Source organism: Caldibacillus thermoamylovorans (assembly GCF_000751775.1).
GTDB lineage: Bacteria > Bacillota > Bacilli > Bacillales > Caldibacillaceae > Caldifermentibacillus > Caldifermentibacillus hisashii.
Window position 1 is genome coordinate 106,494 of the sequence record NZ_CCRF01000061.1, and the last position, 25,702, is coordinate 132,195.

At 37.6% G+C, this 25,702-nt stretch carries 28 protein-coding genes; 1 reads left to right on the forward strand and 27 read right to left on the reverse strand.

Annotated elements, in window-relative coordinates; translation table 11 throughout:
* Positions 1-23: 23 nt before the first annotated feature.
* The 10 genes from dinG to BT1A1_RS09940 form a co-directional block, all read right to left on the reverse strand.
* A complete protein-coding gene (gene dinG, locus BT1A1_RS09895; RefSeq protein WP_034770598.1) occupies positions 24-2,756 on the reverse strand; it encodes an ATP-dependent DNA helicase DinG in 2,733 nt (910 codons plus the stop codon).
* Positions 2,757-2,947: 191 nt separating this feature from the next.
* Positions 2,948-3,337: an aspartate 1-decarboxylase gene (gene panD, locus BT1A1_RS09900; RefSeq protein ID WP_034770601.1), complete on the reverse strand. Its 390-nt coding sequence runs from the start codon at positions 3,335-3,337 to the stop codon at positions 2,948-2,950.
* A gap of 2 nt (positions 3,338-3,339) precedes the next feature.
* Positions 3,340-4,197, reverse strand: a complete 858-nt coding sequence (gene panC, locus BT1A1_RS09905; protein ID WP_034770604.1) for a pantoate--beta-alanine ligase — start codon at positions 4,195-4,197, stop codon at positions 3,340-3,342.
* Positions 4,194-5,033, reverse strand: coding sequence for a 3-methyl-2-oxobutanoate hydroxymethyltransferase (panB, locus tag BT1A1_RS09910; RefSeq protein WP_034770607.1), 840 nt, complete (start codon positions 5,031-5,033; stop codon positions 4,194-4,196). The genes panC and panB overlap by 4 nt, the downstream gene beginning before the upstream one ends.
* A 618-nt stretch (positions 5,034-5,651) precedes the next feature.
* Positions 5,652-6,632, reverse strand: coding sequence for a biotin--[acetyl-CoA-carboxylase] ligase (locus BT1A1_RS09915; protein WP_034770609.1), 981 nt, complete (start codon positions 6,630-6,632; stop codon positions 5,652-5,654).
* Positions 6,629-7,813: a CCA tRNA nucleotidyltransferase gene (locus tag BT1A1_RS09920; protein WP_034770611.1), complete on the reverse strand. Its 1,185-nt coding sequence runs from the start codon at positions 7,811-7,813 to the stop codon at positions 6,629-6,631. The genes BT1A1_RS09915 and BT1A1_RS09920 overlap by 4 nt, the downstream gene beginning before the upstream one ends.
* A gap of 1 nt (position 7,814) precedes the next feature.
* On the reverse strand, positions 7,815-8,951 hold the full coding sequence (gene bshA, locus BT1A1_RS09925; RefSeq protein WP_034770614.1) for an N-acetyl-alpha-D-glucosaminyl L-malate synthase BshA: 1,137 nt from the start codon (positions 8,949-8,951) through the stop codon (positions 7,815-7,817).
* Between the two features lie 112 nt (positions 8,952-9,063).
* Complete coding sequence (gene mgsA, locus BT1A1_RS09930; RefSeq protein ID WP_034770616.1) at positions 9,064-9,471, reverse strand: methylglyoxal synthase; 408 nt, start codon at positions 9,469-9,471, stop codon at positions 9,064-9,066.
* Between the two features lie 39 nt (positions 9,472-9,510).
* Positions 9,511-10,317: a 4-hydroxy-tetrahydrodipicolinate reductase gene (dapB, locus tag BT1A1_RS09935; protein ID WP_034770618.1), complete on the reverse strand. Its 807-nt coding sequence runs from the start codon at positions 10,315-10,317 to the stop codon at positions 9,511-9,513.
* Positions 10,301-10,651 carry a nucleotide pyrophosphohydrolase gene (locus BT1A1_RS09940; RefSeq protein WP_034770823.1) on the reverse strand — a complete coding sequence of 117 codons (351 nt, stop codon included), beginning with the start codon at positions 10,649-10,651 and terminating at the stop codon, positions 10,301-10,303. The genes dapB and BT1A1_RS09940 overlap by 17 nt, the downstream gene beginning before the upstream one ends.
* 185 nt (positions 10,652-10,836) lie before the next feature.
* Between BT1A1_RS09940 and BT1A1_RS09945 the strand changes: the two genes are divergently transcribed.
* A complete protein-coding gene (locus BT1A1_RS09945) occupies positions 10,837-11,718 on the forward strand; it encodes a YitT family protein (RefSeq protein WP_034770620.1) in 882 nt (293 codons plus the stop codon).
* Positions 11,719-11,776: 58 nt separating this feature from the next.
* On the opposite strand, the gene BT1A1_RS09950 is transcribed toward BT1A1_RS09945, so the two are convergent.
* The 17 genes from BT1A1_RS09950 to folE all read right to left on the reverse strand — a co-directional run bounded on the left by BT1A1_RS09950 (position 11,777) and on the right by folE (position 25,438).
* Positions 11,777-12,457, reverse strand: a complete 681-nt coding sequence (locus tag BT1A1_RS09950) for a zinc metallopeptidase (protein WP_034770622.1) — start codon at positions 12,455-12,457, stop codon at positions 11,777-11,779.
* A gap of 54 nt (positions 12,458-12,511) precedes the next feature.
* Positions 12,512-13,300: a sporulation protein YpjB gene (locus BT1A1_RS09955; protein WP_034770625.1), complete on the reverse strand. Its 789-nt coding sequence runs from the start codon at positions 13,298-13,300 to the stop codon at positions 12,512-12,514.
* 63 nt (positions 13,301-13,363) lie between these two features.
* On the reverse strand, positions 13,364-13,960 hold the full coding sequence (locus BT1A1_RS09960) for a lipoprotein heptaprenylglyceryl N-acetyltransferase LhaT (RefSeq protein ID WP_034770825.1): 597 nt from the start codon (positions 13,958-13,960) through the stop codon (positions 13,364-13,366).
* 138 nt (positions 13,961-14,098) lie between these two features.
* Positions 14,099-14,863: a menaquinol-cytochrome c reductase cytochrome b/c subunit gene (locus BT1A1_RS09965; protein ID WP_034770628.1), complete on the reverse strand. Its 765-nt coding sequence runs from the start codon at positions 14,861-14,863 to the stop codon at positions 14,099-14,101.
* 42 nt (positions 14,864-14,905) lie between these two features.
* A complete protein-coding gene (gene qcrB / locus BT1A1_RS09970) occupies positions 14,906-15,580 on the reverse strand; it encodes a menaquinol-cytochrome c reductase cytochrome b subunit (protein ID WP_033828556.1) in 675 nt (224 codons plus the stop codon).
* 2 nt (positions 15,581-15,582) lie between these two features.
* Positions 15,583-16,092 carry a QcrA and Rieske domain-containing protein gene (locus BT1A1_RS09975; protein WP_034770633.1) on the reverse strand — a complete coding sequence of 170 codons (510 nt, stop codon included), beginning with the start codon at positions 16,090-16,092 and terminating at the stop codon, positions 15,583-15,585.
* Positions 16,093-16,237: 145 nt separating this feature from the next.
* Positions 16,238-16,714, reverse strand: coding sequence for a YpiF family protein (locus BT1A1_RS09980; RefSeq protein WP_034770634.1), 477 nt, complete (start codon positions 16,712-16,714; stop codon positions 16,238-16,240).
* 329 nt (positions 16,715-17,043) lie between these two features.
* Positions 17,044-17,589, reverse strand: a complete 546-nt coding sequence (locus tag BT1A1_RS09985) for a ReoY family proteolytic degradation factor (RefSeq protein ID WP_034770635.1) — start codon at positions 17,587-17,589, stop codon at positions 17,044-17,046.
* A 30-nt stretch (positions 17,590-17,619) separates the two neighbouring features.
* Positions 17,620-18,885 (reverse strand): tetratricopeptide repeat protein, encoded by a 1,266-nt coding sequence (locus tag BT1A1_RS09990; RefSeq protein WP_034770636.1) that lies wholly within the window; start codon positions 18,883-18,885, stop codon positions 17,620-17,622.
* Between the two features lie 183 nt (positions 18,886-19,068).
* On the reverse strand, positions 19,069-19,953 hold the full coding sequence (locus BT1A1_RS09995) for a hypothetical protein (protein WP_034770637.1): 885 nt from the start codon (positions 19,951-19,953) through the stop codon (positions 19,069-19,071).
* 195 nt (positions 19,954-20,148) lie between these two features.
* Positions 20,149-20,925 (reverse strand): CheR family methyltransferase, encoded by a 777-nt coding sequence (locus BT1A1_RS10000; protein ID WP_034770638.1) that lies wholly within the window; start codon positions 20,923-20,925, stop codon positions 20,149-20,151.
* 271 nt (positions 20,926-21,196) lie between these two features.
* On the reverse strand, positions 21,197-21,643 hold the full coding sequence (gene ndk, locus BT1A1_RS10005; protein WP_034770641.1) for a nucleoside-diphosphate kinase: 447 nt from the start codon (positions 21,641-21,643) through the stop codon (positions 21,197-21,199).
* Positions 21,644-21,881: 238 nt separating this feature from the next.
* Positions 21,882-22,844: a heptaprenyl diphosphate synthase component II gene (gene hepT / locus BT1A1_RS10010; RefSeq protein ID WP_034770644.1), complete on the reverse strand. Its 963-nt coding sequence runs from the start codon at positions 22,842-22,844 to the stop codon at positions 21,882-21,884.
* A 25-nt stretch (positions 22,845-22,869) separates the two neighbouring features.
* Positions 22,870-23,580: a demethylmenaquinone methyltransferase gene (locus BT1A1_RS10015; protein WP_034770646.1), complete on the reverse strand. Its 711-nt coding sequence runs from the start codon at positions 23,578-23,580 to the stop codon at positions 22,870-22,872.
* A gap of 28 nt (positions 23,581-23,608) precedes the next feature.
* Complete coding sequence (locus BT1A1_RS10020; RefSeq protein WP_051989096.1) at positions 23,609-24,376, reverse strand: heptaprenyl diphosphate synthase component 1; 768 nt, start codon at positions 24,374-24,376, stop codon at positions 23,609-23,611.
* A 248-nt stretch (positions 24,377-24,624) separates the two neighbouring features.
* A complete protein-coding gene (mtrB, locus tag BT1A1_RS10025; protein ID WP_034770648.1) occupies positions 24,625-24,855 on the reverse strand; it encodes a trp RNA-binding attenuation protein MtrB in 231 nt (76 codons plus the stop codon).
* A 19-nt stretch (positions 24,856-24,874) separates the two neighbouring features.
* Positions 24,875-25,438, reverse strand: a complete 564-nt coding sequence (folE, locus tag BT1A1_RS10030; protein ID WP_034770650.1) for a GTP cyclohydrolase I FolE — start codon at positions 25,436-25,438, stop codon at positions 24,875-24,877.
* Between the last annotated feature and the right edge of the window lie 264 nt (positions 25,439-25,702).

Genomic DNA, 25,702 nt, shown 5'->3' on the forward strand with positions numbered 1-25,702 from the left:
ATTTCATTAAAATATTTTGTCGTCTAGGAATCATTATCAAGCTTTTTACATAATAAAGTTAAATCGACCTTTTCCAGTGGTACCGGTGGGATTGAATGTAAAAACGTACGTCCATAACTAGTTGAATAAATGCGTTTATCAAATATGATCCATTCACGAATCTTCGTTCCCGGATTCATCAGTTTTACAAATCCTTGTTTAAAGCGAATAACAGCTTCCGGTAAAGATAACGTTTGGAACGAATTGATCCCTTTATTTTTCAATGCTTTTGCTCGATGGTAATGAACCGGTTCATTAGGAGAAAGAAAAGGTAGTCTTACCATTATCGCCGTTTGAAGTGATTGATCGAAACTGAATTGTTCCAGATTCGAGTTTGAAATGAACAAAATCACCTTATCAAAGCGGCTAAATTGCTTACTAAGCCGATGTAAACTTCCGCTTGAAACGCCTTGTGCCATGAGTAAATATTCATCAAGTGCACCACTGTCTTTTATTAAATGGTACGTTTTTTTCAACATTTCATTGGAACTGAATAAGATTAACAACTTTCTTTCCAAAGTTGTTGCGATGGCGATAATGGAATTACTAATTTTTTCAATATACTCCTCTTCCTTTACCTCTGAAATATTGGGTAAATCGTTTAAGCTGTATAAACGAATCTGTTTATAAAACGACTCGGTGGAATAAAACTGTTTAGTAACAACAGGAAAATCATTTAAGCCAAGCTTTTTTATCATATATTGGAAAGAGTCCTCGACTGTTAACGCATTTGAAATAAAGATGATCGCCTTTTTACGTAAATATAATGTCTTTGCTAAATCATCCTCCACATATAATGGCTGACTGTGAATGACAATAGATGTAAGAGGATTCCGTTCATCCATGTCTAACCAAATTAATTTATTGTTTTGCAAATCTTGAAATTCCATGTTCATTTGTTTAAGGATGGTTAGATCTGTCAATAGTAAGGAGAAGTCTTCAACTGTCATTTTTTCCTGTTCAGATAAAAAATGATAATAACGAAATAATTGATTTAACCGTTCTTCTAAACATGAAAAGAAAACGGTAAATGCATCATAAACTCGTTCCCAACTATAAAGAATATCGGAAAAAATCGGTGTATTTTCAATAACAATTTTTCCGTTATATATATTTTTGTTGTTTTGTTTATAAACAGCCACACATGTTTGAAAAAACTCATCCAGACGTTCTAAAAAATCATGAATAATCAATTGAACTTTCTCTGCATTATATGTAACCGGCAAATTGTATTTTGTCAGTATCGCATCAATTTTTCCCGACACTTTCATTTGTTCAATCGGACCTAATTGATTTAATAAAAATTTCATTCTCCGGTAAGTTAATTTCATTCCGAAAACCGATAAAGCGTTATTTTCAAATAAATGTGCCTCATCAATAATGACATATTCAAAATCAGAAAAAATATTATTTTCTTCCTCCACATTTGTTAACAAATAATGATGATTTGTAACAACAATTTGTGCTGCGCTGGCTTTGGTTACGGCTTTCCGATAAAAATCCCGGTCGAACCATGGATTACTTCCTTCCTTATCGATTTGAATACCGGAAATCCTGCGCAAAAATTGCCAACCGCCTGTCGATAAATTCAACTCATCACAATCACCGGTTTCTGTTTCAGTCAACCAAACTAGAATTTGCATTTTTGTAATCACTTCATCATAATGCTCACTATGCTCATGTAAGATTCGTTCAAATTTCCATAAATTTAAATATCGGTTTCGTCCCTTCAACAACTGAACGGAAATTGGTTGAGCCAAACATGAACGAACTTGTGGAATAATCTCTTGTAAAATAACTTGCTGATCATGAACCGTTGCGGTTGCCACTAATACAGGCTTGTTTTTTTGCATCGAAAAAACGGCGGCCGCTAATAAATAAGAAAATTTATGATTGGTCTCTGCACCGGTTTCAATTAATGCCAAATCACCACGATCAAGAGAAGCATGAATAAAAGAAGCGGGTGATTCTTCTGCCCATTCGTCTTGTAAATTCACTTTCTCCAAAACCGCTTTATGGTGCCCGGTACTTAGATTTTGATCGACTTTCTCTTTTTTCAATACAATTCCGCGAAACAGTTCCAAATCAACAGCTAATTTTCGCGGATGACTGACCCTTTCTAAATACCACTGATCAAGAAGGTGAAATAAATCCGACTTTACATATTTTGCCAGATTACGTAAAGCGAAAATCGTTTGATCCGGAAGATGATCCAGTTTGTTAAGCATGGCTAAAAACCATTCAGCCGTGACGATGGCATCACTGTCTGCCTGATGCGGCCGGTCATGATCGAAACCGGCGAAATTGGCAATATCACTCAACTTGTAACTTTCCAAGGTAGGCATAAAGATGCGCGTCATTTCCACCGTATCAATAACCGGAGAGGTAAGTTTCGGAAAACCCCCAAGCTCCAATTCATCCTGCAAAAAGGTTAAATCAAAATGGGCATTATGAGCAACAAAGCAAGCTTCCTCCATCAGTTGGAGAATTTCCCCGGCGACCTCCGTAAAAGATGGGGCATTAGCAACCATCTCATTATCAATCCCGGTTAATTCGGTAATAAATGGAGAAATAGGGATTCCCGGATTAAGAAAGGTGGTAAATGTCTCCGTTATTTTTCGATCTTCCAGGACAACGCCGGCAAACTGGATCATTCGGTCGCCTTTTTTCGGAGAATGTCCTGTTGTCTCTATATCCACGATTACAAATTTATTCAAAGTCAACACCTCATATTTCTATCAAGAAAACATTACCATAATTTTGCACTTTCGAAAAGTCTCCTATTCCTGATAGGAAAGTAGAAGCTGGTTCTTTCGTAGCTTTCCTTGTGGAGCCAAATAAGAAAACAAATCAAAAACGTCCGGCTGAAATCGATATTCGATCTCAGCCGGACGTGAATACAAAAAGTTTATGATTCAATCACCGTTTTTTCCTTTTCTGCTCCGATGATTTCGATTATTTTGTTTTGTTCATTTAAAACGGCAATTTTCGGTCGGTGTTCTTTCACTTCTTTTTCATCAACAAAAACATAAGAGATCACGATAATAATATCACCCGGTTGGACTAGTCTTGCAGCGGCCCCATTCAGGCAAACAACATGGCTGCCTCGCTCGCCGGGTATGATATATGTTTCAAAACGGGCCCCATTATTGTTATTGACAATTTGAACCTTTTCGTTGGCTACCATGCCAACCGCTTCTAATAAGTCTTGATCAATCGTAATGCTGCCAACATAGTTTAAATTGGCTTCCGTTACACGGGCACGATGAAGTTTGGCATTCATCATTACTCGAAACATTTCTACATTCCACCTTTAAGTTCAAGAATGATATTGTCGATTAATCTCGCTTTTGAAAATTGGACGGCGATAGCGATTATGATTTTCCCCGTTAACCTTGTCTGAGGTTTTAATTCGGGATATGAATATATTTCGACATAATCAATCTTTCCATTTACTTTGTTTTGTAAAAATTGTTTTATTCCCGCAATGATGACGTCGGGGTCTCGTTCACCGGCAAAAATTCGTTCTTTTGCCTCTACCAGTGATTGATAAAGAAACGGTGCTTCCTGACGTTCTGCCTCTGTTAAATTCACGTTCCGGGAACTTTTTGCAAGCCCGTCTTCCTCACGTACCGTTTTGACCGGACGCAACGTAATTGGGAGATTTAAATCTTTTATTAACCCATCAACAACAGCGACTTGCTGGGCATCTTTCAACCCAAAATACACATGATGCGGGCGAATAATAGAAAATAATTTTACAAGAACCGTTGCAACCCCGTCAAAATGACCGACACGCTTCCTGCCACAAAGAACATCTACCCGCTTTTTCACTTTTATTTCCACGGTCATTTCATCGGGATACATTTCTTGAACAGTCGGGCAAAATAAGTAATCAACACCGACACTTTTTGCCAACCGTTCATCTCTTTGGAGATCCCGCGGATAAGCATCATAATCTTCATTCGGTCCAAATTGAAGCGGATTAACAAAAACACTGGCTACAACAATGTTATTTTCTTCTTTCGCTCGCCTCATTAATGTTAAATGACCTTCATGCAAATAGCCCATTGTTGGGACAAAGCCGATTATTTGGTTATTTTGTAAGCATTGACCTGAAATGTTGCTCATCTCTTCAACCGTCCGGATGATTTTCATGCTTTCACTCCTCCATACAAGCCCGCCAAAACTTCTTCTTTGAGGGTGTAGCTTGTCTGTTCATCCGGAAATGTACCGTTTTTTACCTCAGTAGCGTAGTTTTTGATTCCGTTTATAATTTCTGTTTGGATATTGGCATACGGTTTAACGAATTTAGGTAGACGATCAACGCCGTAACCAATTGCATCATGATAAACAAGTACTTGTCCATCGGCATGATTCCCCGCACCGATCCCGATTACCGGAATTTTCAATTGTTTGGTTAGCTCAGCTGTAAGTTGGTAAGGAATACATTCAACGACAAGCATGAAGGCTCCTGCTTCTTCACATTTTTTCGCATCTGCTATCAGTTTACGGGCAGCTTCCACCGATTTCCCCTGTACTTTATATCCGCCTAATACACCAACCGATTGTGGTGTTAACCCGAGATGTCCAACAACAGGAATCCCGGCTTTCGTTAATTGAGAAATCGTTTCCAATACATCGTCTGCCCCTTCCACCTTCACCGCATTTGCCCCGCCTTCTTGCATAATTCTTGCGGCATTTCTTAACGTTTCATCTTTTGATAAATGATAAGTGGCAAAGGGCATATCAACAACGACAAAAGTATTTGCTGCCCCCCGTCTGACAGCTTTTGCGTGGTGAATCATATCATTCAAGGTTACTTGAATAGTTGATTCATAGCCAAGTACGACCATTCCCAGTGAATCCCCTACTAAAATACAATCGATGCCTGCCTGTTCGACAAGTTTTGCTGACGGATAATCATAGGCAGTTATCATGGTGATTTTCTCTTTCATTTCTTTCATCTTCAAAAAATCGATTGTTTGTTTCATTTTTTTTACGTACCTCCTCTTTTTTTCAGAGGAAATGAAACTTTGAACTCCGCCAAACAGATTTGACGCAGTTGCCCTTATGTCAGGAAGGAAAAATCGGCTAGTTTTGCGTTCAAAACTTTAAAGAAAACTCGGCGACTGTCGAGCCTTTAGGCGATGGCAGAGCCGTAGTTGCGCTTATACTTAAAACTTAAAATTTCCCACTACGTCGAATTCACTTCTTTGCTGGAAATTTATACATTCTTAAGGTACAAGGAAAAATTGTTGTCGTTTTCCCCTCTCGCTGTTCCTCTTCTCATGGATGAAAAACATAAGCTCTGGTGTCGAGAGGCGATTCGCTTGCTTGAACTTCACAGCTCTTTTTATCCTTTTTTGAACACGTAAGATAAACAAAAAAATCCTTCCAGGGCACGAAGGATTTGAAAATTTTTTTCAGTTTCATCCCTCTGTCCCGGTCCTCTACGGCTACAGGCAGATTTTCTATTATAAAAAAACCGATGAGATGATAGATACCGCCCGGAGAGGTGCAGTTCTATCTCTTGGAAATCATTATATCAACTTAACTGATTTTTGACCAGTAAAATGTAAAAAAGAACCGGACCTGTTTATGATCCGGTATTATGGCAAATCAATATCCGCAGAATAAATTTCCATTACTTCCCCGGAGGCTTGCTTCAGTAAGAGAACACCTTCATCATTAATTCCTATGGCAAAACCGGTATAACTCCCCTTTGCCGTACGGGCAGTAATTTGTTTCCCGATTGAGTTCGCGTAACTTTCCCACAATTGTTTAATTGGTTTAAACCCTGTATGTAAATATTCATTTAATAGTTGTTCTAATTGATAACAAATATTTTGTAACAGCTTTGTTCGGCTAACGGTTTTGTCGGCTTCGATTTTTAATGATGTAGCAATCGTTTGTAATTCTTCCGGAAAATCCGCCTTGTTCTGATTCACATTCACACCGATACCGATAATAACCGATTGAACCCTGTTTTCTTCAGCTTGCATTTCCGTTAAAATGCCACATACTTTTCGGCCGTTAATCAATATATCATTTGGCCATTTAATTGTTGGATGTAGACCGGTTGTTGCTTCAATTGCCTGAATAACAGCCACCGCCGTCAGTAATGTTAGCTGAGGCGTTTTCTGTATCGGGATTTCGGGGCGAACGATGATACTCATCCACAATCCTGTTCCTTTAGGAGAATACCATTGCCTGACTAGTCGCCCCCTTCCTTCCGTTTGCTCATCGCTTACAACCAATGTTCCGTGCTTTGCTCCATTCAATGCGAATTCTTTAGCTAACTTTTGGGTGGATGAAACGGATTCATAAAAATGAACTGTGCGACCAATTTCTTCCGTCTCCAACCCTAAGTAAATTTCATTGGCCGATAGTTTATTGGAATGTTCAACAAGTAAATATCCTTTTTTTCGGACAGCCTTCACTTGAAAACCTTCCTTTTTTAACTCTTCAATATGTTTCCAAACAGCCGTTCTGCTGCAACCGATTTCCTTTGCCAATTTTTCTCCGGAAATATATTCCCCTTTTGCATTTCGGAATGCGTTTAAAATATCTTTGCGAACGTTCGATTTCACGGGAACAACCACTCCTTGATTTTGCTCTTGTCATTATCAATTTCCTTGTTTATTATCGCCTTTTCGATTTTTTCTAGCGTTTCCTTGATCCAAGGTCCGCTTTTTTGATTTGCCCAGTTCATTAAGTCATATCCGGAAATCGCCAGTTGTTCACGACTGTTAATCGGCAAATCAGCCCATATGTTTTTCACCGTTTGCACATTTTGTTGTACAGGGAGATGATGCAGAACAGAGTAAATTTTTTCGGAACTTATACACGTATCATACCCGTTGTAATAAACCATTTCTTTTGTCCAACTCTGTTCTTTCCGCAATTGGTATGCCACATAAATCTTTTTCACTGCTTTAATTATTCTTAAAGGTGTTTTCCATGCACGTAAAAATGCGTCAACCGGTTCTTTATCAATTAGGATGAGTAATATCGCCCATATTTCCGCTTCTTTCCATATTGGCAGATGAATTATATCAGCAGTCTGTTTCAGTTCTTGTCCATAGCCGCTAAGTTTTGGTAAATAATGATGCAAATTTTGTTCAACAAGTAAGCGAAGGGCCTGTTTCCGACTCTTCCCGACAAGGATTTTTTGAAATTCCGCATAGATTCGTTCAACCGAAATATTCGTTAAAAGCTCCCCGTATTTTTCGATAGCCTTATAAGTATCTTGCTCGATTCGAAAATTAAGTTGACTAACGAAGCGAATGGCCCGCATTATGCGAAGAGCATCTTCGGTAAATCGCTTTTCCGCATTTCCGACCGTTCGAATCAATTTGTTTTTAATATCTTCTTGACCGGAAAACGGGTCGATTAATTCACCGGTTTTCGTCATAGCAATCGCATTCATCGTAAAATCTCTCCGTTTTAAATCCTCCTGAAGGGAACGAATAAATGTAACCTTATCAGGTCTGCGGTAGTCGGTATATTCACCATCTGTACGAAACGTGGTAATTTCGTAGTTCTCACCATTATAAATAACAACTACTGTACCATGTTTAATCCCGACATCAATTGTTTTTGGAAAAATTTGTTTAATTTCTTCCGGGAATGCACTTGTTGCAATATCAACATCCTCAATGGATCTATGTAAAAGTGCATCTCTGACAGAACCGCCGACAAAATACGCTTCAAATCCGGCTTGTTCAATTTTTTCCAAAACCGGAACAGCCTTCTTAAACTTCTCAAGCATATCACTCATCCATTTCCATTAGTTGGTAATAAATATCTTCATATTGGTTCAGGATTTTTCCTGAAGAAAACTGGGTCCGGGCTCTTTTTATTCCTGCTTTTGAAAATTGCCAATGAAGCTCATCATCTTGCAAAATCTTTAAAGACATGGAGGAAATCATATCGATATCACCCACCTCACAAATATAGCCCGTTCGTCCGTTTTCAATTACTTCCGGTATTCCGCCGGTATTCGTTCCGACACAAGGTACACCGCAAGCCATTGCTTCCAGCGCAACTAACCCGAAACTTTCTTTTTCCGATAACAATAACAATAAGTCACTTATAGCATATAATTCTTCGAGATTCTCTTGCTTGCCAAGAAAAAGAACCTGTTTTGTTAAATGACGTTCATCCACCATTTGTGATATTTTTCCCATTTCCGGGCCGTCACCGACTAACAATAGTTTTGCCGGAATCATCTCCGTAATTTTTTGAAATGACTCAATCACATCTTTCACACGTTTGACCGGTCGGAAATTGGATACATGTATAATTACTTTTTCATCTTCTTTAACGCCAAAATCAGCTTTCAATTGATGGTTAGCATCCATTTTATAGTAGATTCTTTCGTCAATAAAATTATATACGGTTCGAATTGGTTTCATAGGTGTAATTAAAAGATGCGTTTCATCAACTAGCGCATTGGATACGGCTGTAACTTCATCTGATTTTTCAATACCAAATTGTATGGCTTTTTTCAAAGACGAGTCTTGACCTAATACAGTAATATCCGTACCGTGCAATGTTGTGACAATTTTAAAATCGGTTTCTGCCATCTGCCTGGCTAAAAGCGCACAAATGGCGTGGGGAATTGCATAATGGACATGAATAATTTGCAATTTTTCCCGATCCGCTACCTCAGCAATTTTACTAGCAAGCTGAATATCATACGGGGAATATTGAAAAACAGCATATTGATTCACTTCCACTTGATGGAAAAAAATGTTGGGATACATTTTCTTTAGACGAAACGGCATGTTTGATGTTATAAAATGAATTTCATGGCCTTTTTCCGCTAGCATTTTTCCCAACTCTGTTGCAATAACCCCGGAGCCGCCGACTGTTGGATAACAAACAATTCCTATTTTTAGTTTCATAATCCCATCCTTTAATGATAATTGCGATGTTTTACCGTCGTGACTTTTCTATAATTTTAGACAATAACACCTGTCTAAATACTTACACGTAACTGATAAAATGAAAAAACTTTCATTGTCTCATATTCTTGATGACTTCTCTCCAATCAATATCTCCTCTTTCTAAACCGCGAATCAATACTTCCGCAGTTCCCATATTTGTTGCGATTGGAACACGATAGACATCGGCAAGACGAATGAGTGCAGAAACATCCGGCTCATGCGGTTGGGCAGTTAAAGGATCCCTAAAGAAGATAACAATGTCCATTTCATTTTTAGCAATCCTCGCACCAATTTCCTGGTCACCGCCAAGAGGTCCGGATTGAAAACGATGCACCTGTAGTCCGGTAGCCTCGATAATTCGCTGACCTGTTGTTCCTGTTGCAAAAAGGCTGTGTTTTTCAAAAATATAACGGTAGGCTGTAACAAATTGAACTAAATCATCTTTTTTTCGATCATGTGCAATCAGGGCAATATTCATCTATAAACACCTCTATTTTTTTATTATGATGGAACCTTGTTAGTCCAGAATGTTCTCTAAACCATAGACGTATCCATCAAGTTTCATAACTGTCTCAACGGAAACTTTCACTCCCGTCATGAAGGATGACCGATCATATGAATCATGGCGAATGGTTAATGTTTCGCCTTTTGCGCCAAATATCACTTGCTGATGAGCAATTAAGCCGGGCAGTCGGACACTATGAATATGCATACCGTAAAATTCAGCTCCACGGGCTCCTGTCAATTTTTCGGTTTCATTCGGATGACCTTGTTGTTTCGGCTCCCGATATTCATGAATCATTTCAGCAGTTTTAATTGCCGTTCCACTCGGGGCATCCAGTTTCCCGTCATGGTGCAGTTCAATAATTTCAACATCGCCGAAATATTTGGCTGCCATTTGAGAAAATTTCATCATCAATACGGCCCCAATTGCAAAATTAGGAGCGATAATGCAGCCAAGCTTTTTCTCATTGGCAAGAGCTTTTAATTCTTCTAACTCATCAGGTGAAATTCCTGTCGTACCAACAACCGGCCGTACATTTAATTCAAGTGCCGCCTTGGCGTGATAAAAGGCTGCTTTCGGAACAGTTAAGTCAATTAAGCAATCCGGTTCCGTATGTTTCAAACAAGTATGTATATCGGTATAAATCAGGCAATCCACTCCCTGAAATTCCGATTCAACTTCAGAAAGCTGTTTCCCATCGTTTTCTTTATCAATAACGGCAACCAGTTGAAAATGCCTTTGACAGGTGACCATTTTAACGGCTTCACGTCCCATTCTCCCCCGTGGCCCGGCAATAACAATTTTAATTGGATTCGTCATCGTGATTCTCCTCCTTTTTTGTCCAGCGATTTGCATCCCGCGTTTTAAATTTCTCCATTACTCTATTATGTGCTTCTTCCAAGTCAATTTCCAATGAATTGGCAAAACAAATTAATACAAATAGCATATCTCCCAATTCTTCTTCAATGGTTTTTTCCTTCTCTGTTGATTTTTTCGGTTTCTCACCATAATAATGATTCACTTCCCGGGCCAGTTCACCTAATTCTTCAGTCATTCGAGCCGTTAATGCCAAAGGGCTGAAATAACCTTCTTGAAACTGGGAAATATACTGATCGACATCTTTTTGCAAGTCATGGATAGTTTTCAAGCGTATCACCTCTAGTATTTTGGATGAATCTTGCAATGCTACTATAGTATATGTTACTTGAAATTACGAGAGAATGACAATCATTTATTGTTGAAAAGTAATATTTGCTATGGATTGAGGAAAAGAGTAAAATATTGACGGACTCATTAGATTGATAGAGAGAAATTCCATTTTTAGAAAGGAACATGCTTATGAAAAAAATTACCGTCAACATCAAAATGAAAAATATCCTTCTTATCTTATTCGGTACAGCCATCTATTCATTTGGACTCGTCCATTTTAATATGCAAAATAATTTAGCAGAAGGCGGATTTACCGGAATCACATTACTTCTTTATTTTTTATATTCAATTAATCCGTCTATCAGCAATTTAGTTTTAAATATTCCTGTTTTTATCCTTGGATGGAAATATTTAGGAAAAACTAGTTTTATTTATACCATTATCGGTACAGTCGGCCTCTCCTTCTTCCTCGAAATTTTTCAACGTTACCAAGTTACCATTCCGCTTGATCATGATATGACATTAGCAGCACTTTTTGCAGGGGTGTTTATCGGCGGGGGACTGGGGATTATTTTTAGAAGCGGCGGAACAACGGGAGGGGTTGATATTATCGCCCGCTTAGTTCGAAAATTCCTAGGATTTCCGCTCGGACGGACGATGTTCTTATTTGATGCGGCAGTCATCACCATTTCCATCATCGCCTATTTGACACCAAGAGAAGGAATGTATACTTTAGTTGCTGTGTTTATAGGTGCGCAAATAATTGATTTTATCCAGGAAGGAGCCTATTCAGGCCGGGGTGCTTTCATCATATCCGACAAATATTCGGAAATCGCAGAAAAAATAAGTACAGAATTATATCGAGGTGTAACCGCTCTTGAAGGGCAAGGATATTATTCAAAAGCAAATAAAAAAATCTTATACTGTGTTGTTGCCAAACGTGAAATTATACCTTTGAAGAATATTGTAACTGCGATCGATCCCCATGCTTTCGTTACGATTACCCATGTCCATGAAGTGTTAGGTGAAGGTTTTACTTTAGATGAAAACAAAAATCCAATCCATATTTAGTACTGAACGAAACAAGAGCTGATGATCATCAGCTCTTGTTTCAGTTTCGTCATTTTTATTAATCATCATTGTTCATTCCAACAAACATCAAAACGAATCGTAACAGTTCCAATAATGCAACGGCAGCAGCAGCAACATATGTTAAGGCGGCAGCATTCAGTACACTTCTTGCGCCTCTTTCCTCGTCATTTCGAATAATGCCTAAGGAAACAACTTGGTTTAATGCCCGACTTGATGCATTAAATTCTACCGGCAATGTGACAACTTGGAATAGTACGGCTACTGCCATAAAGATAATTCCAAGTAAAGCCAAATTCGCCATTTGGAACATGAAACCGATGATTATTAAGATCCATGATGTATTTGAACCAAAACTTGCCACCGGAACTAATGAAGATCGTAAACGTAAAAAGGCATAATCTTCTTGATCCTGAATAGCGTGTCCGCATTCATGGGCTGCAACAGCAAGTGCTGCAATCGAATGACCATGATAGTTTGCTGAAGATAGCCGCACTACTTTTGCACGTGGATCATAGTGGTCACTTAAAAATCCCCGTGTTTCTTCAATTTGAACATCGTATAAGCCATTCGAATCCAAAATTCTTCTGGCCACTTCATAACCAGTGGTTCCTGTGGAATTTGGGACATTCGAATATTTTTTGTATGCACCATTTACTCGCAAACTTGCCCATATTGGGATAATTGTAATGATAAGAAAGTAAATCAGGAAACTTCCCATTTACATCCTCCTTATTCTATTTTATAAAAATTTTATAGAATATCTCTGTGTATGTCAATTTTTTTGCCCTTTTTTTGCTGCTTTGTGAGCCGCTCTTTCAGCCTTGTATTTTTTCCAACCAACATAGGATAAAGTTAATATGATGATTCCTCCCGTTGAAATAATGACCCACCATAAAGATAAATCGGCTTCATCTTCTTCGGCATTTTCAAAAAGACTTTGTAAATCTTTTTGGAGTGTTTCTATCGCTTCCAGTCCATCATCACTATTCAATAGCTTATTTGAATATTGTTCCCAGTATTGAAGTTGGGCATCGACTTTTTGAACTTTTTCAACTGGAACATCCAACATAATACTCGGATAAACGATGTCATATACGCTTAAAAAACGGTTAAATTCTTCATGAAAATGTTGGTAGTTTTTTTGTTCAATTTTTTCTTTCACGGATTGAAATGCTGTTAAAACAGAACTTTCCATATTCGTCCAAAGGGGTTCGTAGTCTGTGATCACTGCATCAACAACAAGGCGAAACTTTGTTAGACGATTGACGATTTCCTCATTTGTAAAAGTCCCGTTTTCTATCGTTCTCATTGACTCATGATGGGCAACTTGTAAGATTCGCTTTTCATCAGCGGATATGTCACTCGTATGTTCAAGTATCTCACCAATATTCTTCAAAACTTTTTGCGTTTCTTCATATCTTTGTGCTTTTGAAAGTTGAAGGGCTTCATTCGCCAGCATATCCAATGTATTGAGGTCGCTCCCATTTTCTACAGCTTGTACACCATTTACTGGTCCAATTAAAAAGGTAAATAAAGTCAATAATATGACTAATTGTTTCATTTCCTGTCCCCCCTATTCCTACTAAAATGTATGATAGAGTGGACAAGGATAGACCTTGAAAAATTAAAATACCATTGTTTTTCTTTGTTTTTTCATCCCAAAGTAAAAGGTGATCCAGATCGAAACAATACTTAGCCAAAATGTAAAGTAGCCGATTTGGGGAATAAATTGATCAAGCGCTCCGTATCGAGGATACATAAAAAAGACATAATCGATGATTTCATTATGTAAAGTCCATATGGCAGCGATCACTAAATGTTTTCCTTCTATTCGATAATATGGAGAATAAAGTAAACCTTGAACAGCCATTCCTAAATGGGAAGCAATTAACATATAGCCTTGCCATGGCAAGTAGCCTGAAACAATCAAGGTTAAGATATTCATGACTACCGCCCAAATCCCATATTTAAATAATGTCATTATCGCCAAAGCCTCAAACAATGGCCAATTTTTTTTGAACAGAAAAGCAATGAGGACGAAAACAAAGAAAAAGCTGGCAGTCGGACTGTCCGGAACAAACGGTAAAAAAATTGGAGGGGTTTCCGCCAATTGATATCCGTACCAATAATAACCGTAGATTGTCCCGATAACATTAATAAATAGCAAGATAACAAGAAATTTTTTCCTTGTTAAAAAATATTGAAGATTTATCACTCGCATCACCTCTATTCTATTATAAACGGATTTAAACGGAACCAAAAAAAATAATTTCAAATTAGAAGGGTAAGACCTCTTTTTCATATAAGTCAACTGCTGACCAAATGAAATCGAAAGCCTTACCCTAGAAAAAGACCATTATTATTTTTCAATACTTTTAATAAACTCGGCAATTTGTTGCAGTTCTTCATCTGTTCCTTGGAAAATTCCCGGTGGCATACTACCCTTTCCATTTTTTGCAATATCTTTAATCTCATCAACAGATAATTTCGTTCCTGCTAAAGGTGGCCCGGAACCGCCTTCCAAATTTCCGCCATGACAGCTTAAACAAGTATTGGCTTCAAGAATTTTATAAGCCGGATCCTCTTTATCGACCTCGACAACTTCACGAATCATCCCTTGTTTTTTGGCCGCTTCCCAATCATGATGACCGGCGGCTTCCCAAGTTAAATAAAATATAGCGCAAATCGCAAGTAGCATAAATCCCGTAGCAAACGGACGGTCAAGCGGACGCCTTTTTGGTCCCCGATCAAGAAAAGGCGCCAAGAGTAAAGCAGTAAAAGCCAGCCCTGGAATGATAAAAGCACCTAAAATATTATATGGTCCTGATGCAAATGAATACTTTAACAATTGATAAAGAAACAGAAAGTACCAGTCCGGCATCGGTATATAGCTGGTATCCGTTGGGTCGGCAATCCTCTCTAATGGAGGCGGTTCGACAACTACCAGACATAAAAAGCCAATTAAGAAGACAGCCCCGACCATCCATTCTTTCAACAAGAAATCAGGATAGAAAGCTTCTGTTTTTCCGGGATATTCCGAGTAGTCTTTCGGGATATTCGGCTTCCGATTATTGATCGGAACACGAGAATCCCCGACAAACTTCATTCCTTTCCCCCTCTTCATATGTTCCCCTCCTTAATACAAAACAACTTCAACCCATTGAAATTACAGCGGACCTGAAATCCCTTGTTTACGAATCATAAGGAAATGCAAGCCGATTAATCCAAGCAATGCTGCCGGTAAGAAAAATACATGGATGGCAAAGAAACGCGTTAATGTCTCTGCACCAACAATATGTTCATCACCGCTCAGCAATGTTTTTAGCATATCACCAATCAAAGGTGTAGATTGTGCAATATCCAAAGTAACTTTTGTAGCGTTTAGCGCTTTCATATCCCACGGTAACAAGTAACCGGTTAAGCCTAAGGCCAACATGACAAAAAAGATTAAAACCCCAACAATCCAGTTTAACTCCCGGGGCTTTTTATAAGCACCTTGGAAAAATACCCGCAACGTATGTAAAAACATCATAACAATCACAATACTTGCTCCCCAGTGATGCATTCCACGGACAATCTGCCCAAATGCGACCTGATTCTGCAAATAATATACCGATTCCCAAGCACGCTCAATATCCGGAACATAATACATAGATAAGAACATTCCCGACAAAACTTGGATTACAACGACAAAGAAAGTCAAGCCGCCAAAGCAATAAACAAATGCGCTAAAATGATGGGCCGGGTTTACGTGCTCAGGTACTTCATGGTCTGCAACATCACGCCATAACGGGGTAATATCTAAACGTTCGTCGATCCAATCATATACTTTGTTTAACACTTTTATGCACCCCTAACCGCACTTGCTCGTCTACTTAAATAAAGCACGCCATCTTTTACCTTATACTTATACCGGTCTAATGGTCCGCGAGGCGGTGTCCCCGGTACATTGGTTCCGTCTTTTTCATACAACCCTTTATGGCATGGACAGAAAAATTGATTTGGATGGTCTTTGTTCGAATTCCAGTTAACCGTACAGCCTAAATGTTTACAAACCGGTGAAAGTGCAATAATTTCACCCTTATCATCTTTGTATACCCATGCTGTTTGTGTTACATTGGACGTATACCATCCGTCTTCCTGCTCAAATTGAAAATCGACACGAGTCGGTTCGTTTGTCAATTCATCAACTTTCACGGTTGTTGCAATAAAATCGCCCCCCGCTTCAACCTGTAAAACAGGATCAACTGCCATTCGCAGCATTGGCATCACTGAAGCAACCGCCATAAACCCGCCTACACCCATTATCGTATAGCTAAGGAATTGGCGCCTTGTTACCCGTTGTTCACTCATCCTACTCCCCTCCAATCTTGCAATTCAATGGGTATACCCCATTCTATCATAGTCAATTTTTATAATATATCATCATCAAAATTAGGTCAATATAATAAATATTATTAAATAATATTTTATTCAGTTATCAACTTCACAATTCTTACTAAGCATTTACATCTTCTGCTGCCTGCCATTTTTCCACAAAAAAATTCAACAATTGTTTAACTTGATTATCGATAATGGCCATTTTATTCGTTCCATCAAGATGTTCAAGCGGAATAGATGGAATCCAAATCAACTCTCCTTTTAACTGTTCAACGATACTTTTCCATGATTGGTCAGAGCTGATAAAGAAAAGATGTTTAAACGATTTCTTAGTCAGTTCGTGATGCCATTTGGTAAGCAACATTTTTTTATCTTGATCGGAAAAGTTTAAAAAATAGACAAATGATGGTAATAGAAGGATTCTCCCTTTAAATTGGCGCTCAATTTCGATTGCAATCATTTGGATGAATTCGCTTCCACTTGCAGCGTCTTTTCCACGTTCATCAAAGGAGATTGGAACCATTGGAATCAGAACGGTATCGATATATTCCTTTGAAAGAGTGAAAGTGGAAAAATCTTGAGCTGTCCAACGCACTCTTTCACCTCCCTTTTCCTAAATCTGTTTCAAAAATAATTTTTTAAGCAAATAAATATCTTTGTTTAATTATAAAGATAGCATAATTTTATACAAATATTTGAATAAATTGTGAACAATTTTAGACATTTTTATGAAACTACCGTTTTGTTTTTTCATCTTAACAACGAGTCATGACCTCCATCTCAAGACTTTCGAGCTTATAAAAGGAAAAGGTGGGACTGCTGCCCATATATGCCCGACTGGTTCAACTAACTTAAAGAAAAAGGTGCCCAACGAACGGGCAAGTTCATTAAAAACTACAAAGAACCCGTGGTCGGACACCTTTTCTATCGATTCAAAATCCGGTTTAACTGTTCGGATAACATGATAAATTCTTCTTTATCTTTCCGGTCCAATGCTTTATCAATTTTTTCCCGAATTTGCTCCAGTTGGAAATTCTTAATGGAGGTTTGTAAGAACTGTTCTGCAAGTTCACGGTCCTTATCCGAAATCTCCAAGTGTTCCGGCATATACGGATTATTCTCAAGAACAAGTGCATATTGATGCGATTTGTGAACTGCCTTAAAGTTCAATTGGATATATATCTCCTGATCACGATTGAGTCGAATATCATGAAAAGATTTTTCAGCATCCGTTGTTAAAATAGAATCTTTGTAAAAACGAAAAGGGACATCATCCACACATTGGGTACTCATTATAATTCCCCGGGGACAAAATTCGGCATGTTCCACAAAATGGACTTTTTCCATCAATTGATCATGGCTCATTAAATAATTTAAAATCCATACACATTCCCGCCTTTTCAATTGATAATGATTTAGAAACCAGCGGATAAATTCTTTTTTCTCATTAACAGAAATAGGAGCGGCCATCGACAATCCCTCCTTGTTAAATAAAGTTAATTACTTACTGTCTGCTTCCAATCTCTCCAAAACATCCAGATACTCAGCATTCGTTGGGTCCATAATTTGCAGTTTATTAAATACTTCGATAGCTTCATCAAAAATTCCTTCTTCTAACAGAAAAAATCCATAATTTTGTAGAAAGTCACTGTTTTCTTTTAAATATCTATATGCACTACGGTAAGCATTTAATGCCTCAGAATATTGTTCTTCTTTGTCACAACTGACGGCATAATCCCAGAGAAGATCAGGGTCTTCTTCACCTTCCGCTAACAATGGTTCGACTAATTGGATAATCTCTTGATATCGTTCCTGTTTTAAATAAAGCTTATTCAAAGTAAGAAGTGCATCGATATACGAAGGATCCAATTCAATTGCATCCAAGAAAAATTTTTCTGCAGATGATTCATCTCCCAGCTTCAAACTGATTTTACCGGCAAAATAATGAAGTTCTCTTTGATAAGGGTTCACTTTTAACCCGGCTGTTGAAATTTGCAAAGCTTTTTCAAGATCCTCGAGATGTTCATAACTTTTGGCAAGCGGCAGATATAAGCTGTGATAATCAGGATCCAGTTCTTTTACTTCGGTTAATTTTTCAATTGCTTTTTCATATAAACCGGCCTGGTAAGCAGTCAACCCGTAACCAAAAAGCACATCGATATCAAGCTTGTCTTCCAATACATGGTCATAATGATGTATTGCTTTTTCAAATTCTCCTGCTGCCGCATAAGCATCCGCCAGTCGCTGGTGTAAATTGACATGACCGATTTCTTTTGTATCTTTAAGCAGTTGTTCATATTTATAAATCGCTTCAGCAAATTTTCCAATTGAGGCATACAGTTCTGCTAAAGCAAATTGAATGACAGGTTCATCAGGTGCTATTTTTTCTGCCTGTAAAAGTTTTTGTATACTTACTTCAAAAAGCCCTTGGGAATCATATAAATCCGCTTGTAACAAAAGGGCTTGAGCATAAAATGGGTCTTCCGCGTTAATTTTTTCCAATGTTGATAAAGCTTCATCTTCCCGATCTAACTGGATAAAGACTTCGGCAACCGCTACCAGTAATTCTCCCTCATCCGGGTAACGGTCAAGCAAGCGCTGATAAAGAGTCAATGCCTCTTCCAAAAAACCGAGATGGGTTAATTCCTCAGCAAGGGCGTAGATCTCCTCATCACTACCTTTATTTAAAACTGCATGAAAAATTTTTTCAGCTTCTTTCAATTTTCCTTGCTTCATTAACAGTGTATATTGCTCCGTTTTATTCATCGAACATTGCTCCTTATGACAATAATCAATTACTTTCTTTCTATTTTATTTAAGAAAAGCTTTGAATCCAACTTTGAAAACTGCAAATAATCGGCTAAAAGCGACACGTCCTGTTGCAACACAGGGGCCATACCAAAGTCCGTAGCCAATCAGACAGCCGTAAATTAAATACAGAAATCTAATTTAGCTAAAAAACGACGGACGGTTAATTGTAAATTCTTCGCCATTCTCCAAATTATAATATATCTTTTCTCCTGCCTTGACAATTTTTCCTTTATGCACCGTAACTGCTAATATGAATTTTTTTTCATCGTTCATGAACGAAAAAACAGGATGTTCGTTTCCCGACAAATATAAATTATAGCTTAACTCCCCGCCGGTTTGTAGATAACCTTTCAGCGGATAAATACCGATTTTTTTAAGGACTTGAAGATGTAACGGTGTTTGTTCAGAAAGCGATTCTTCAATATGGGGTATTTTTTCACGTTGTAATATCGATTGCCATGTTTGGAGTAAATCCTCTTTTTCTTTTCCGGAGTTTACGATTACCGGTATAAGCGGACTATTGTAAGGAAATAGGGCTTCACGAATCCATCCCCATGGAATTTTGTACAACTCTCGTTTATCGTTAAATTCAATAAATATCGCCGGTATTTTCTTTCTCTTGCATTTTAAGACAAATGGAACAGTAAAATCTTTAATGGGAATCTTTACAGCAATTGTATAGTCTAAAGGGCTGTTTTTATAAAAGTTCCTTACCTCTTCTATCGCTTGATCAAGTTCATTCACATTTTTTATATAGGCGGAAACGAGAACAGTGGTGCAACCTTTTGCCAAATACCGGGAGATCATATATTGCTCAATTGTAGTATCTTTATCTTGCGGAACACCATCGGCATAAAATACTGAAGTTGAAGTCATAATGAAATCTTTTGCGGACATTTTCATGTATAAGTATTTAGGAAAATTGGGCTGAACGGATAAAATTTTCCCGTTATCAACTAACAGAGAAGTTGTAATAAGCTGATTTTGCTTATACAAATTGGCATTTTCAATAATATATGTCATAAAACCACCTCCAATGGTCTTATGACAAGCTATGAACATGAAAATGATTTTATTCAAATTTTTTTGCTAAAAGTGATTACATATCCATTACATATTAATTACTCTTTTGTAACAAGTTATCATTTTCACAAGGTAATTTCCAGTTTTATATACTCTAGAAAAGTTTGAAGAAACTCGGCGTTCACCGAGTTTTCTTTACTCTATTTTTTGATAAAAAAATGTTTCGATTGGTTCAAGTTTGTATTGACTCGCATTAAAAATTTGTTCTGTACTGCCGACAAATAAGACACCGCCGGGTTTTAACGAAGCACTGAACTTTTTATACAGTGAATTTTTCGCCTCTTCGGTAAAATAAATCAATACATTACGGCATACGATCAAATCAAAGTTTTTATCGAAAGGATCAGCCAAAAGATTATGCTTTTTAAAGGTGACTGTTCTTTTTACTTCCTCATGAATTAAATAGTGATTTTGGTCTTTGAAAAAAATTTTTCTCTTCATCTGCTCAGGAACTTCCTGTAGAGACCGCTCCTGATAGGCCCCAATCTTTGCTTTTTGAATTGCGTTTTCATCAAGATCGGTAGCCAATATTTTAATTTCGGAGAGCGGCAGGAAATTACTTAAAACCATTGCGATTGTATAGGGCTCTTCCCCTGTTGAACAAGCTGCACTCCAAATTTTTAAATTTCTATTTTTGGAAAGTAATCGTGGAATAATTTTTTCCTCCAAAACATCCCATCTTTTTCGATTCCGATAAAATTCCGATACATTAATCGTCATTCGATCGAGAAAAGCATAAAGTAATTCACGGTCTCTTTCCATTCCTTGAAAAAATTCTTGAAAGGAATGAAAACCTTTTTTTTGATATAATGACGTTAATCTTCTTTTCATTTGTGTTTCTTTATATAAAGATAAATCAATCCCTGTTTTCCTCTTCACTTTTTCAATAAACAACCGGTAATCCTGTTCCATTCATTCTTCCTCGTTTCTAAACCACCAGACAATTCTTAGCGAATGATTTCTGATTTCATAAAGTGAAACTTCCATCAGCGGTGGTTTTGTTCATCCACCACTAATGGTTAGTTGAACTAATCGGACCTTTACGGGTAGCTCGTTCCCCACCTATCTTCTTTGTAAACTAGAAAATCTTGAGATAGGGGTGTTTCTACCCGTTAAGGTGGGATATAACGGAAACAGACTGGTGAAGGGATTTCTCGACTAACCTAGTGTTATAAGGTTAGCATTAATAAATCCATCCATCAACTGTTCTTGTATATTCAACCAATTCTTCTTCTTTGAAAAATAAGGAAATTTCCCGTTTTGCACTTTCCAATGAATCAGAGCCGTGGATGATATTTTTACCAACCGTCACACCATAATCGCCACGAATTGTTCCCGGTAACGCATCTTTCGGATTCGTAGCACCCATCATTTGGCGAGCCGTTGCAATAACATTTTCACCTTGCCAAACCATGGCGAATACAGGTCCTGAAGTGATAAATGAAACCAACTCATCGTAGAAAGGTTTTCCTTTATGTTCACCATAATGTTGTTCTGCCACACTGGTTGGGATTTGCATAAGTTTTGCTCCAACCAATTGAAAACCCTTCCTTTCAAATCTGGAAACAATTTCTCCAATTAATCCTCTTTGTACTCCGTCCGGTTTTACCATTAAAAATGTTTTCTCCATCATTCTCTCTCCATCCATTCGTAGCGTTAATAGTTTTCCAAAAACATATTATCATCTGTTTTCATTGTTTGCAAATAAAGAAAACTCGGCGACTGCCGAGCCTTTAGGCGAGAGCAGAGCCGTAGTTGCACTTATACTTAATTCTTAAAATTTCCAACTACGTCGAATTCGCTTCTTTGCTGGAAATTTATACTTTCTTAACGTATAAGAAAAGTGCAGAGCGCCCTCTAGAATGCTGTCAAAAATTTCGTTTTCCGATGAATTTTAACATGGTTCCTAATAATTTTTTTGTCGGATTTGGTGGTAAATCATTCAATACTTGATTTGCTTTTTGCAAATATAAGTTACTAATTTGCATCGCTTTATTGATCGCACCCGTATTTTTTATTAATTCAATGATTGCAGACAGTTCATCACTATCCATATATTCGTTCACTTTTTCAATCTGGGATTTTACATCGGGATTTTTTATGGCAAGAAGGACCGGCAGAGTAATATTCCCTTGCAACAAATCTTCTCCGGCAGGTTTACCCAACTTTGCTTCGGTTGAAGTAAAATCTAATATATCGTCTGTAATTTGGAACGCCATGCCTGCATAATAACCGAACTTTGCCAGTTTGATATGAACATCTCGTGGTACGTCAGCGGCAATTCCTCCAAGTTGACAACTGGCTGCAATTAAAAGTGCCGTTTTTCGTTTAATTCGGCGAAAATAATTTGTAATCGTTTGTTCAAAATTATACTTATCCCGAATTTGTTCGATTTCCCCAATACTCAACTCTACCATCGTCTTTGATAATATTTTATGGGCTTCTACATTATTTAAGCTAGTTATGATTTCTAAAGCACGTGCCAATATGTAATCACCGGTATACATGGAAATTTTGTTATCCCATTTCGCTTTAACGGTTGGTCGACCTCTTCTGGTATAAGCATCATCTATCACATCATCATGGATTAATGAGGCCATATGTATTAATTCAAGACTGACAGCAACATCTTTAACAATTTGAAAATTATAGTTTCCAAATTTGGCTGATAACAATACAAAAACGGGACGGATTCTCTTTCCCCCCGCCTGCAAATAATGCAAGGAAGATTCTTTTAACAGCTGCGAATGTGCATCCAATACGTATTCCAATTCATTTTCAATCTTTTTTAAATCATTATTTAATATTGTATATACCGTTTTATAGTTCATATGTACCACCCAGCTTGACTAAAGCCTACTCCAGCCCTTTATATCCTAAGTGTAAAGCTGCAACTCCGCCAAAATATTTTTTATAGGTTACATGATCAAATCCCGCCGCTTCAAACATCGACGCCAATTTTTTCGCATCCGGAAACGCTCTTGCCGATTCTTGCAACCACGAATACTCTTGATAGCTTTTGGCAAACAACTTCCCGAATAGCGGCATAATGTAATGAAAATAAAAATAATATATTTGTCTGAAACCGAACATTGTCGGTTGGGAAGTTTCAAGGCAGGCAACGACTCCCCCCGGCTTTAAAACCCGGTACATCTCCCGGAGAACCTGCATATAATCAGGGACATTTCTAAGGCCAAATCCAATCGTGACGTATTCAAAACTGTTATCGGGAAATGGTAGTTCCATTGCATTTCCTTGAACGAGTTTGGCATTATGAATATGTTCTTTGACTAGCTTTTCCCTTCCAACTTTTAACATATTTTCACTGAAATCGAGTCCTACGACTTCCCCGTTTTCCCCGATTGCCTTGCTCATTGCAATCGTCCAGTCAGCAGTACCACAGCAAACATCCAGCGCCTTTTTCCCCTTCTGAACGTTCATCTGTTTCATCGTATCTTTCCGCCAGCGAATATGTTGCCTAAAACTAATAATCGAGTTCATCTTGTCATATTGTTGATAGATATTTTCAAACACCCGGTGAACTTTTTCTTCTTTCGATTGTTCCATCTACAACGACTCCCTTTACCGGTCAATTTCAAGAAATGAAGGTAGAATTGACATTATTTTTATTGAACGCAATCAACTCAAGAAAATCTTCAATTAAGGATGGTTCTTTCACCATTTCGATAAGTTGGCTGTACATGGAATCTATATACGCATCGATTTGTTTTCCTACAAAGCGATTCAATTTTTCACCTTTTAAGTTGCTATATTCTAGCAAATCATTTTCCTTAATGTAATTCATGTACTTTTCTTTTTCTTTAATGATTTGGTTAATATGTAACCAATTGCTTGATAGCAGTTCTGAAATCGGATGATGAAAATAGCGGGCCAATTTTTGATAAATAGCCGTTTCTTTCTTCATCATGCAAGACATATATTCCTCAAAAGAATGCACTTCTTTGTTATAAATACGAATTTTGTTTTCGTTAACAATTTTAATCCCTTCCGCAAGATTGCGGATCATTTGGATATTTGGTAAATGAGACAAAGAGTAATAATATAAACCGCTATAAAAATCACCCGCAAGCACGGTTAATTGACGCTTTTTATGCTGCATGTATTCATCATCATTTTTAACAAGATCATGGGTATCAAGGGCAATTTGAATAAACATCACTGAAGTAGCATATGTTTCAAACTGAGCTCTCGGCAAATCTTGAAAACGTAAGATGGATAAGAGTAAGTAGAGTTTATCATTATCAATCTCCGGCAGTTCCAATTGACTAGATAAAAATGAATGATGAATTTTGTTATATATTTTTTCTTTCATCTCCGTAATATACTTTTTCGAAAATTGCACAAAACCACCCTCAAATACCGTTCTTGTTTAATATTGGTTCATTGATTTAAAATTTTTGTATCCATGCAAATAACCTGATTTGTTCTGATTGAAGCGAGCACAAAGCTAATTTTCCATTTTTGCAATCATCATTTTGTCAAAAGTTTCTTTACTACTTTTAAACCCGAAAAGTAAACTATCACAATTATATCACAAGTTTTTCCGTTTTTTGAAAGGCATTTTATATTATTCGAAACACAAAAGAGTGTTTATTTACTGTCACTGAAAACTTCGCCATAAGCTGAAATGATTTGAGATTTACCGCGAACTTTTATCGCTGAAGTATGATCCGTAAATTGTGCGATCATTACTTCCCCTTTATCCAACTTTTCTGAATGGTGGAAGCGTGTGTCTTGCCCCCTGGTTAACCCGATAACGTTTACCCCATCATCCAATGCCTTGATGATTACATAATCATTTGTGATTGTATGCTTATCCATACCAAAGCCCCCTTGAAAGTTATTTAATCAAAGACAAGACTTCTTTTCTTTTTTCTGCATCTGTATCAAAACAACCTCTTGCTACTGTTGTCACCGTCTTTGAACCCGGTTTTTTTACCCCGCGCATTGTCATGCACATATGCTCTGCTTCAACAACGACCATAACCCCCAATGGGTCCAGTTTTTCCATTATGCTGTCAGCAACTAAGCGAGTAATTCTTTCTTGGAGTTGCGGCCTTTTGGCAACCGCTTCAACAGCTCTTGCCAGTTTGCTTAATCCGGTAATTTTCCCGTTTCTTGGGATATAGGCAACATGTACATGTCCGAAGAACGGAACAAGATGATGTTCACACATTGAATAAAACGGTATATCTTTAACGAGGACAAGCTCCTCAGTTTCTTCGTGAAAAACTGTATTAAAGTATTCTCTCGGATCTATATTAAGCCCATGAAACATCTCTGCATACATTTTTGCAACTCGTTTTGGCGTGTCTAGTAAGCCTTCACGATTCGGATCTTCACCTATTCCCTCAAGGATAAGACGAACCCCTTTTTCAATTTGTTCCAGATTCATCTCTTTCATCGTATGTTCCTCCCTATATGAACTGCAAATTCCTGATAGATTATAATTAAAACAAAACAATATTTAATTTTAATCTATTTCATATTAGCACATTGGAACATATGGGGCAAAAAAGAAAGACCGTAAAAAAACGCTTAATAAAGTGAAACTTCCATCAGTGGGGCTCTAACCCACTGATGGTTAGTTGAACCAATCGGGCACTTACGGGCACTTAGGGGTAGCCCGTCCTTATCTATCTTCTTTGTAAATTCGAAAATCTTGAGA

Bases quoted from the DNA above. Each gene is read 5' to 3' on its own strand.
- dapB (WP_034770618.1), bottom strand. From the start codon at position 10,317: ATGACGAATCCAATTAAAATTGTTATTGCCGGGCCACGGGGGAGAATG.
- mgsA (WP_034770616.1), bottom strand. From the start codon at position 9,471: ATGAATATTGCCCTGATTGCACATGATCGAAAAAAAGATGATTTAGTT.
- BT1A1_RS09920 (WP_034770611.1), bottom strand. From the start codon at position 7,813: ATGCTTGAGAAGTTTAAGAAGGCTGTTCCGGTTTTGGAAAAAATTGAA.
- BT1A1_RS09960 (WP_034770825.1), bottom strand. From the start codon at position 13,960: ATGCGAGTGATAAATCTTCAATATTTTTTAACAAGGAAAAAATTTCTT.
- BT1A1_RS09995 (WP_034770637.1), bottom strand. From the start codon at position 19,953: ATGACATATATTATTGAAAATGCCAATTTGTATAAGCAAAATCAGCTT.
- BT1A1_RS09945 (WP_034770620.1), top strand. From the start codon at position 10,837: ATGAAAAAAATTACCGTCAACATCAAAATGAAAAATATCCTTCTTATC.
- bshA (WP_034770614.1), bottom strand. From the start codon at position 8,951: ATGAAACTAAAAATAGGAATTGTTTGTTATCCAACAGTCGGCGGCTCC.
- hepT (WP_034770644.1), bottom strand. From the start codon at position 22,844: ATGAACTATAAAACGGTATATACAATATTAAATAATGATTTAAAAAAG.
- BT1A1_RS09950 (WP_034770622.1), bottom strand. From the start codon at position 12,457: ATGGGAAGTTTCCTGATTTACTTTCTTATCATTACAATTATCCCAATA.
- panC (WP_034770604.1), bottom strand. From the start codon at position 4,197: ATGAAAATCATCCGGACGGTTGAAGAGATGAGCAACATTTCAGGTCAA.
- BT1A1_RS09985 (WP_034770635.1), bottom strand. From the start codon at position 17,589: ATGGCCGCTCCTATTTCTGTTAATGAGAAAAAAGAATTTATCCGCTGG.
- BT1A1_RS09990 (WP_034770636.1), bottom strand. From the start codon at position 18,885: ATGAATAAAACGGAGCAATATACACTGTTAATGAAGCAAGGAAAATTG.
- BT1A1_RS09965 (WP_034770628.1), bottom strand. From the start codon at position 14,863: ATGAAGAGGGGGAAAGGAATGAAGTTTGTCGGGGATTCTCGTGTTCCG.
- BT1A1_RS10015 (WP_034770646.1), bottom strand. From the start codon at position 23,580: ATGGAACAATCGAAAGAAGAAAAAGTTCACCGGGTGTTTGAAAATATC.
- BT1A1_RS09955 (WP_034770625.1), bottom strand. From the start codon at position 13,300: ATGAAACAATTAGTCATATTATTGACTTTATTTACCTTTTTAATTGGA.
- panD (WP_034770601.1), bottom strand. From the start codon at position 3,337: ATGTTTCGAGTAATGATGAATGCCAAACTTCATCGTGCCCGTGTAACG.
- BT1A1_RS09975 (WP_034770633.1), bottom strand. From the start codon at position 16,092: ATGAGTGAACAACGGGTAACAAGGCGCCAATTCCTTAGCTATACGATA.
- panB (WP_034770607.1), bottom strand. From the start codon at position 5,033: ATGAAACAAACAATCGATTTTTTGAAGATGAAAGAAATGAAAGAGAAA.
- mtrB (WP_034770648.1), bottom strand. From the start codon at position 24,855: ATGGATAAGCATACAATCACAAATGATTATGTAATCATCAAGGCATTG.
- ndk (WP_034770641.1), bottom strand. From the start codon at position 21,643: ATGGAGAAAACATTTTTAATGGTAAAACCGGACGGAGTACAAAGAGGA.
- folE (WP_034770650.1), bottom strand. From the start codon at position 25,438: ATGAAAGAGATGAATCTGGAACAAATTGAAAAAGGGGTTCGTCTTATC.
- BT1A1_RS10000 (WP_034770638.1), bottom strand. From the start codon at position 20,925: ATGGAACAGGATTACCGGTTGTTTATTGAAAAAGTGAAGAGGAAAACA.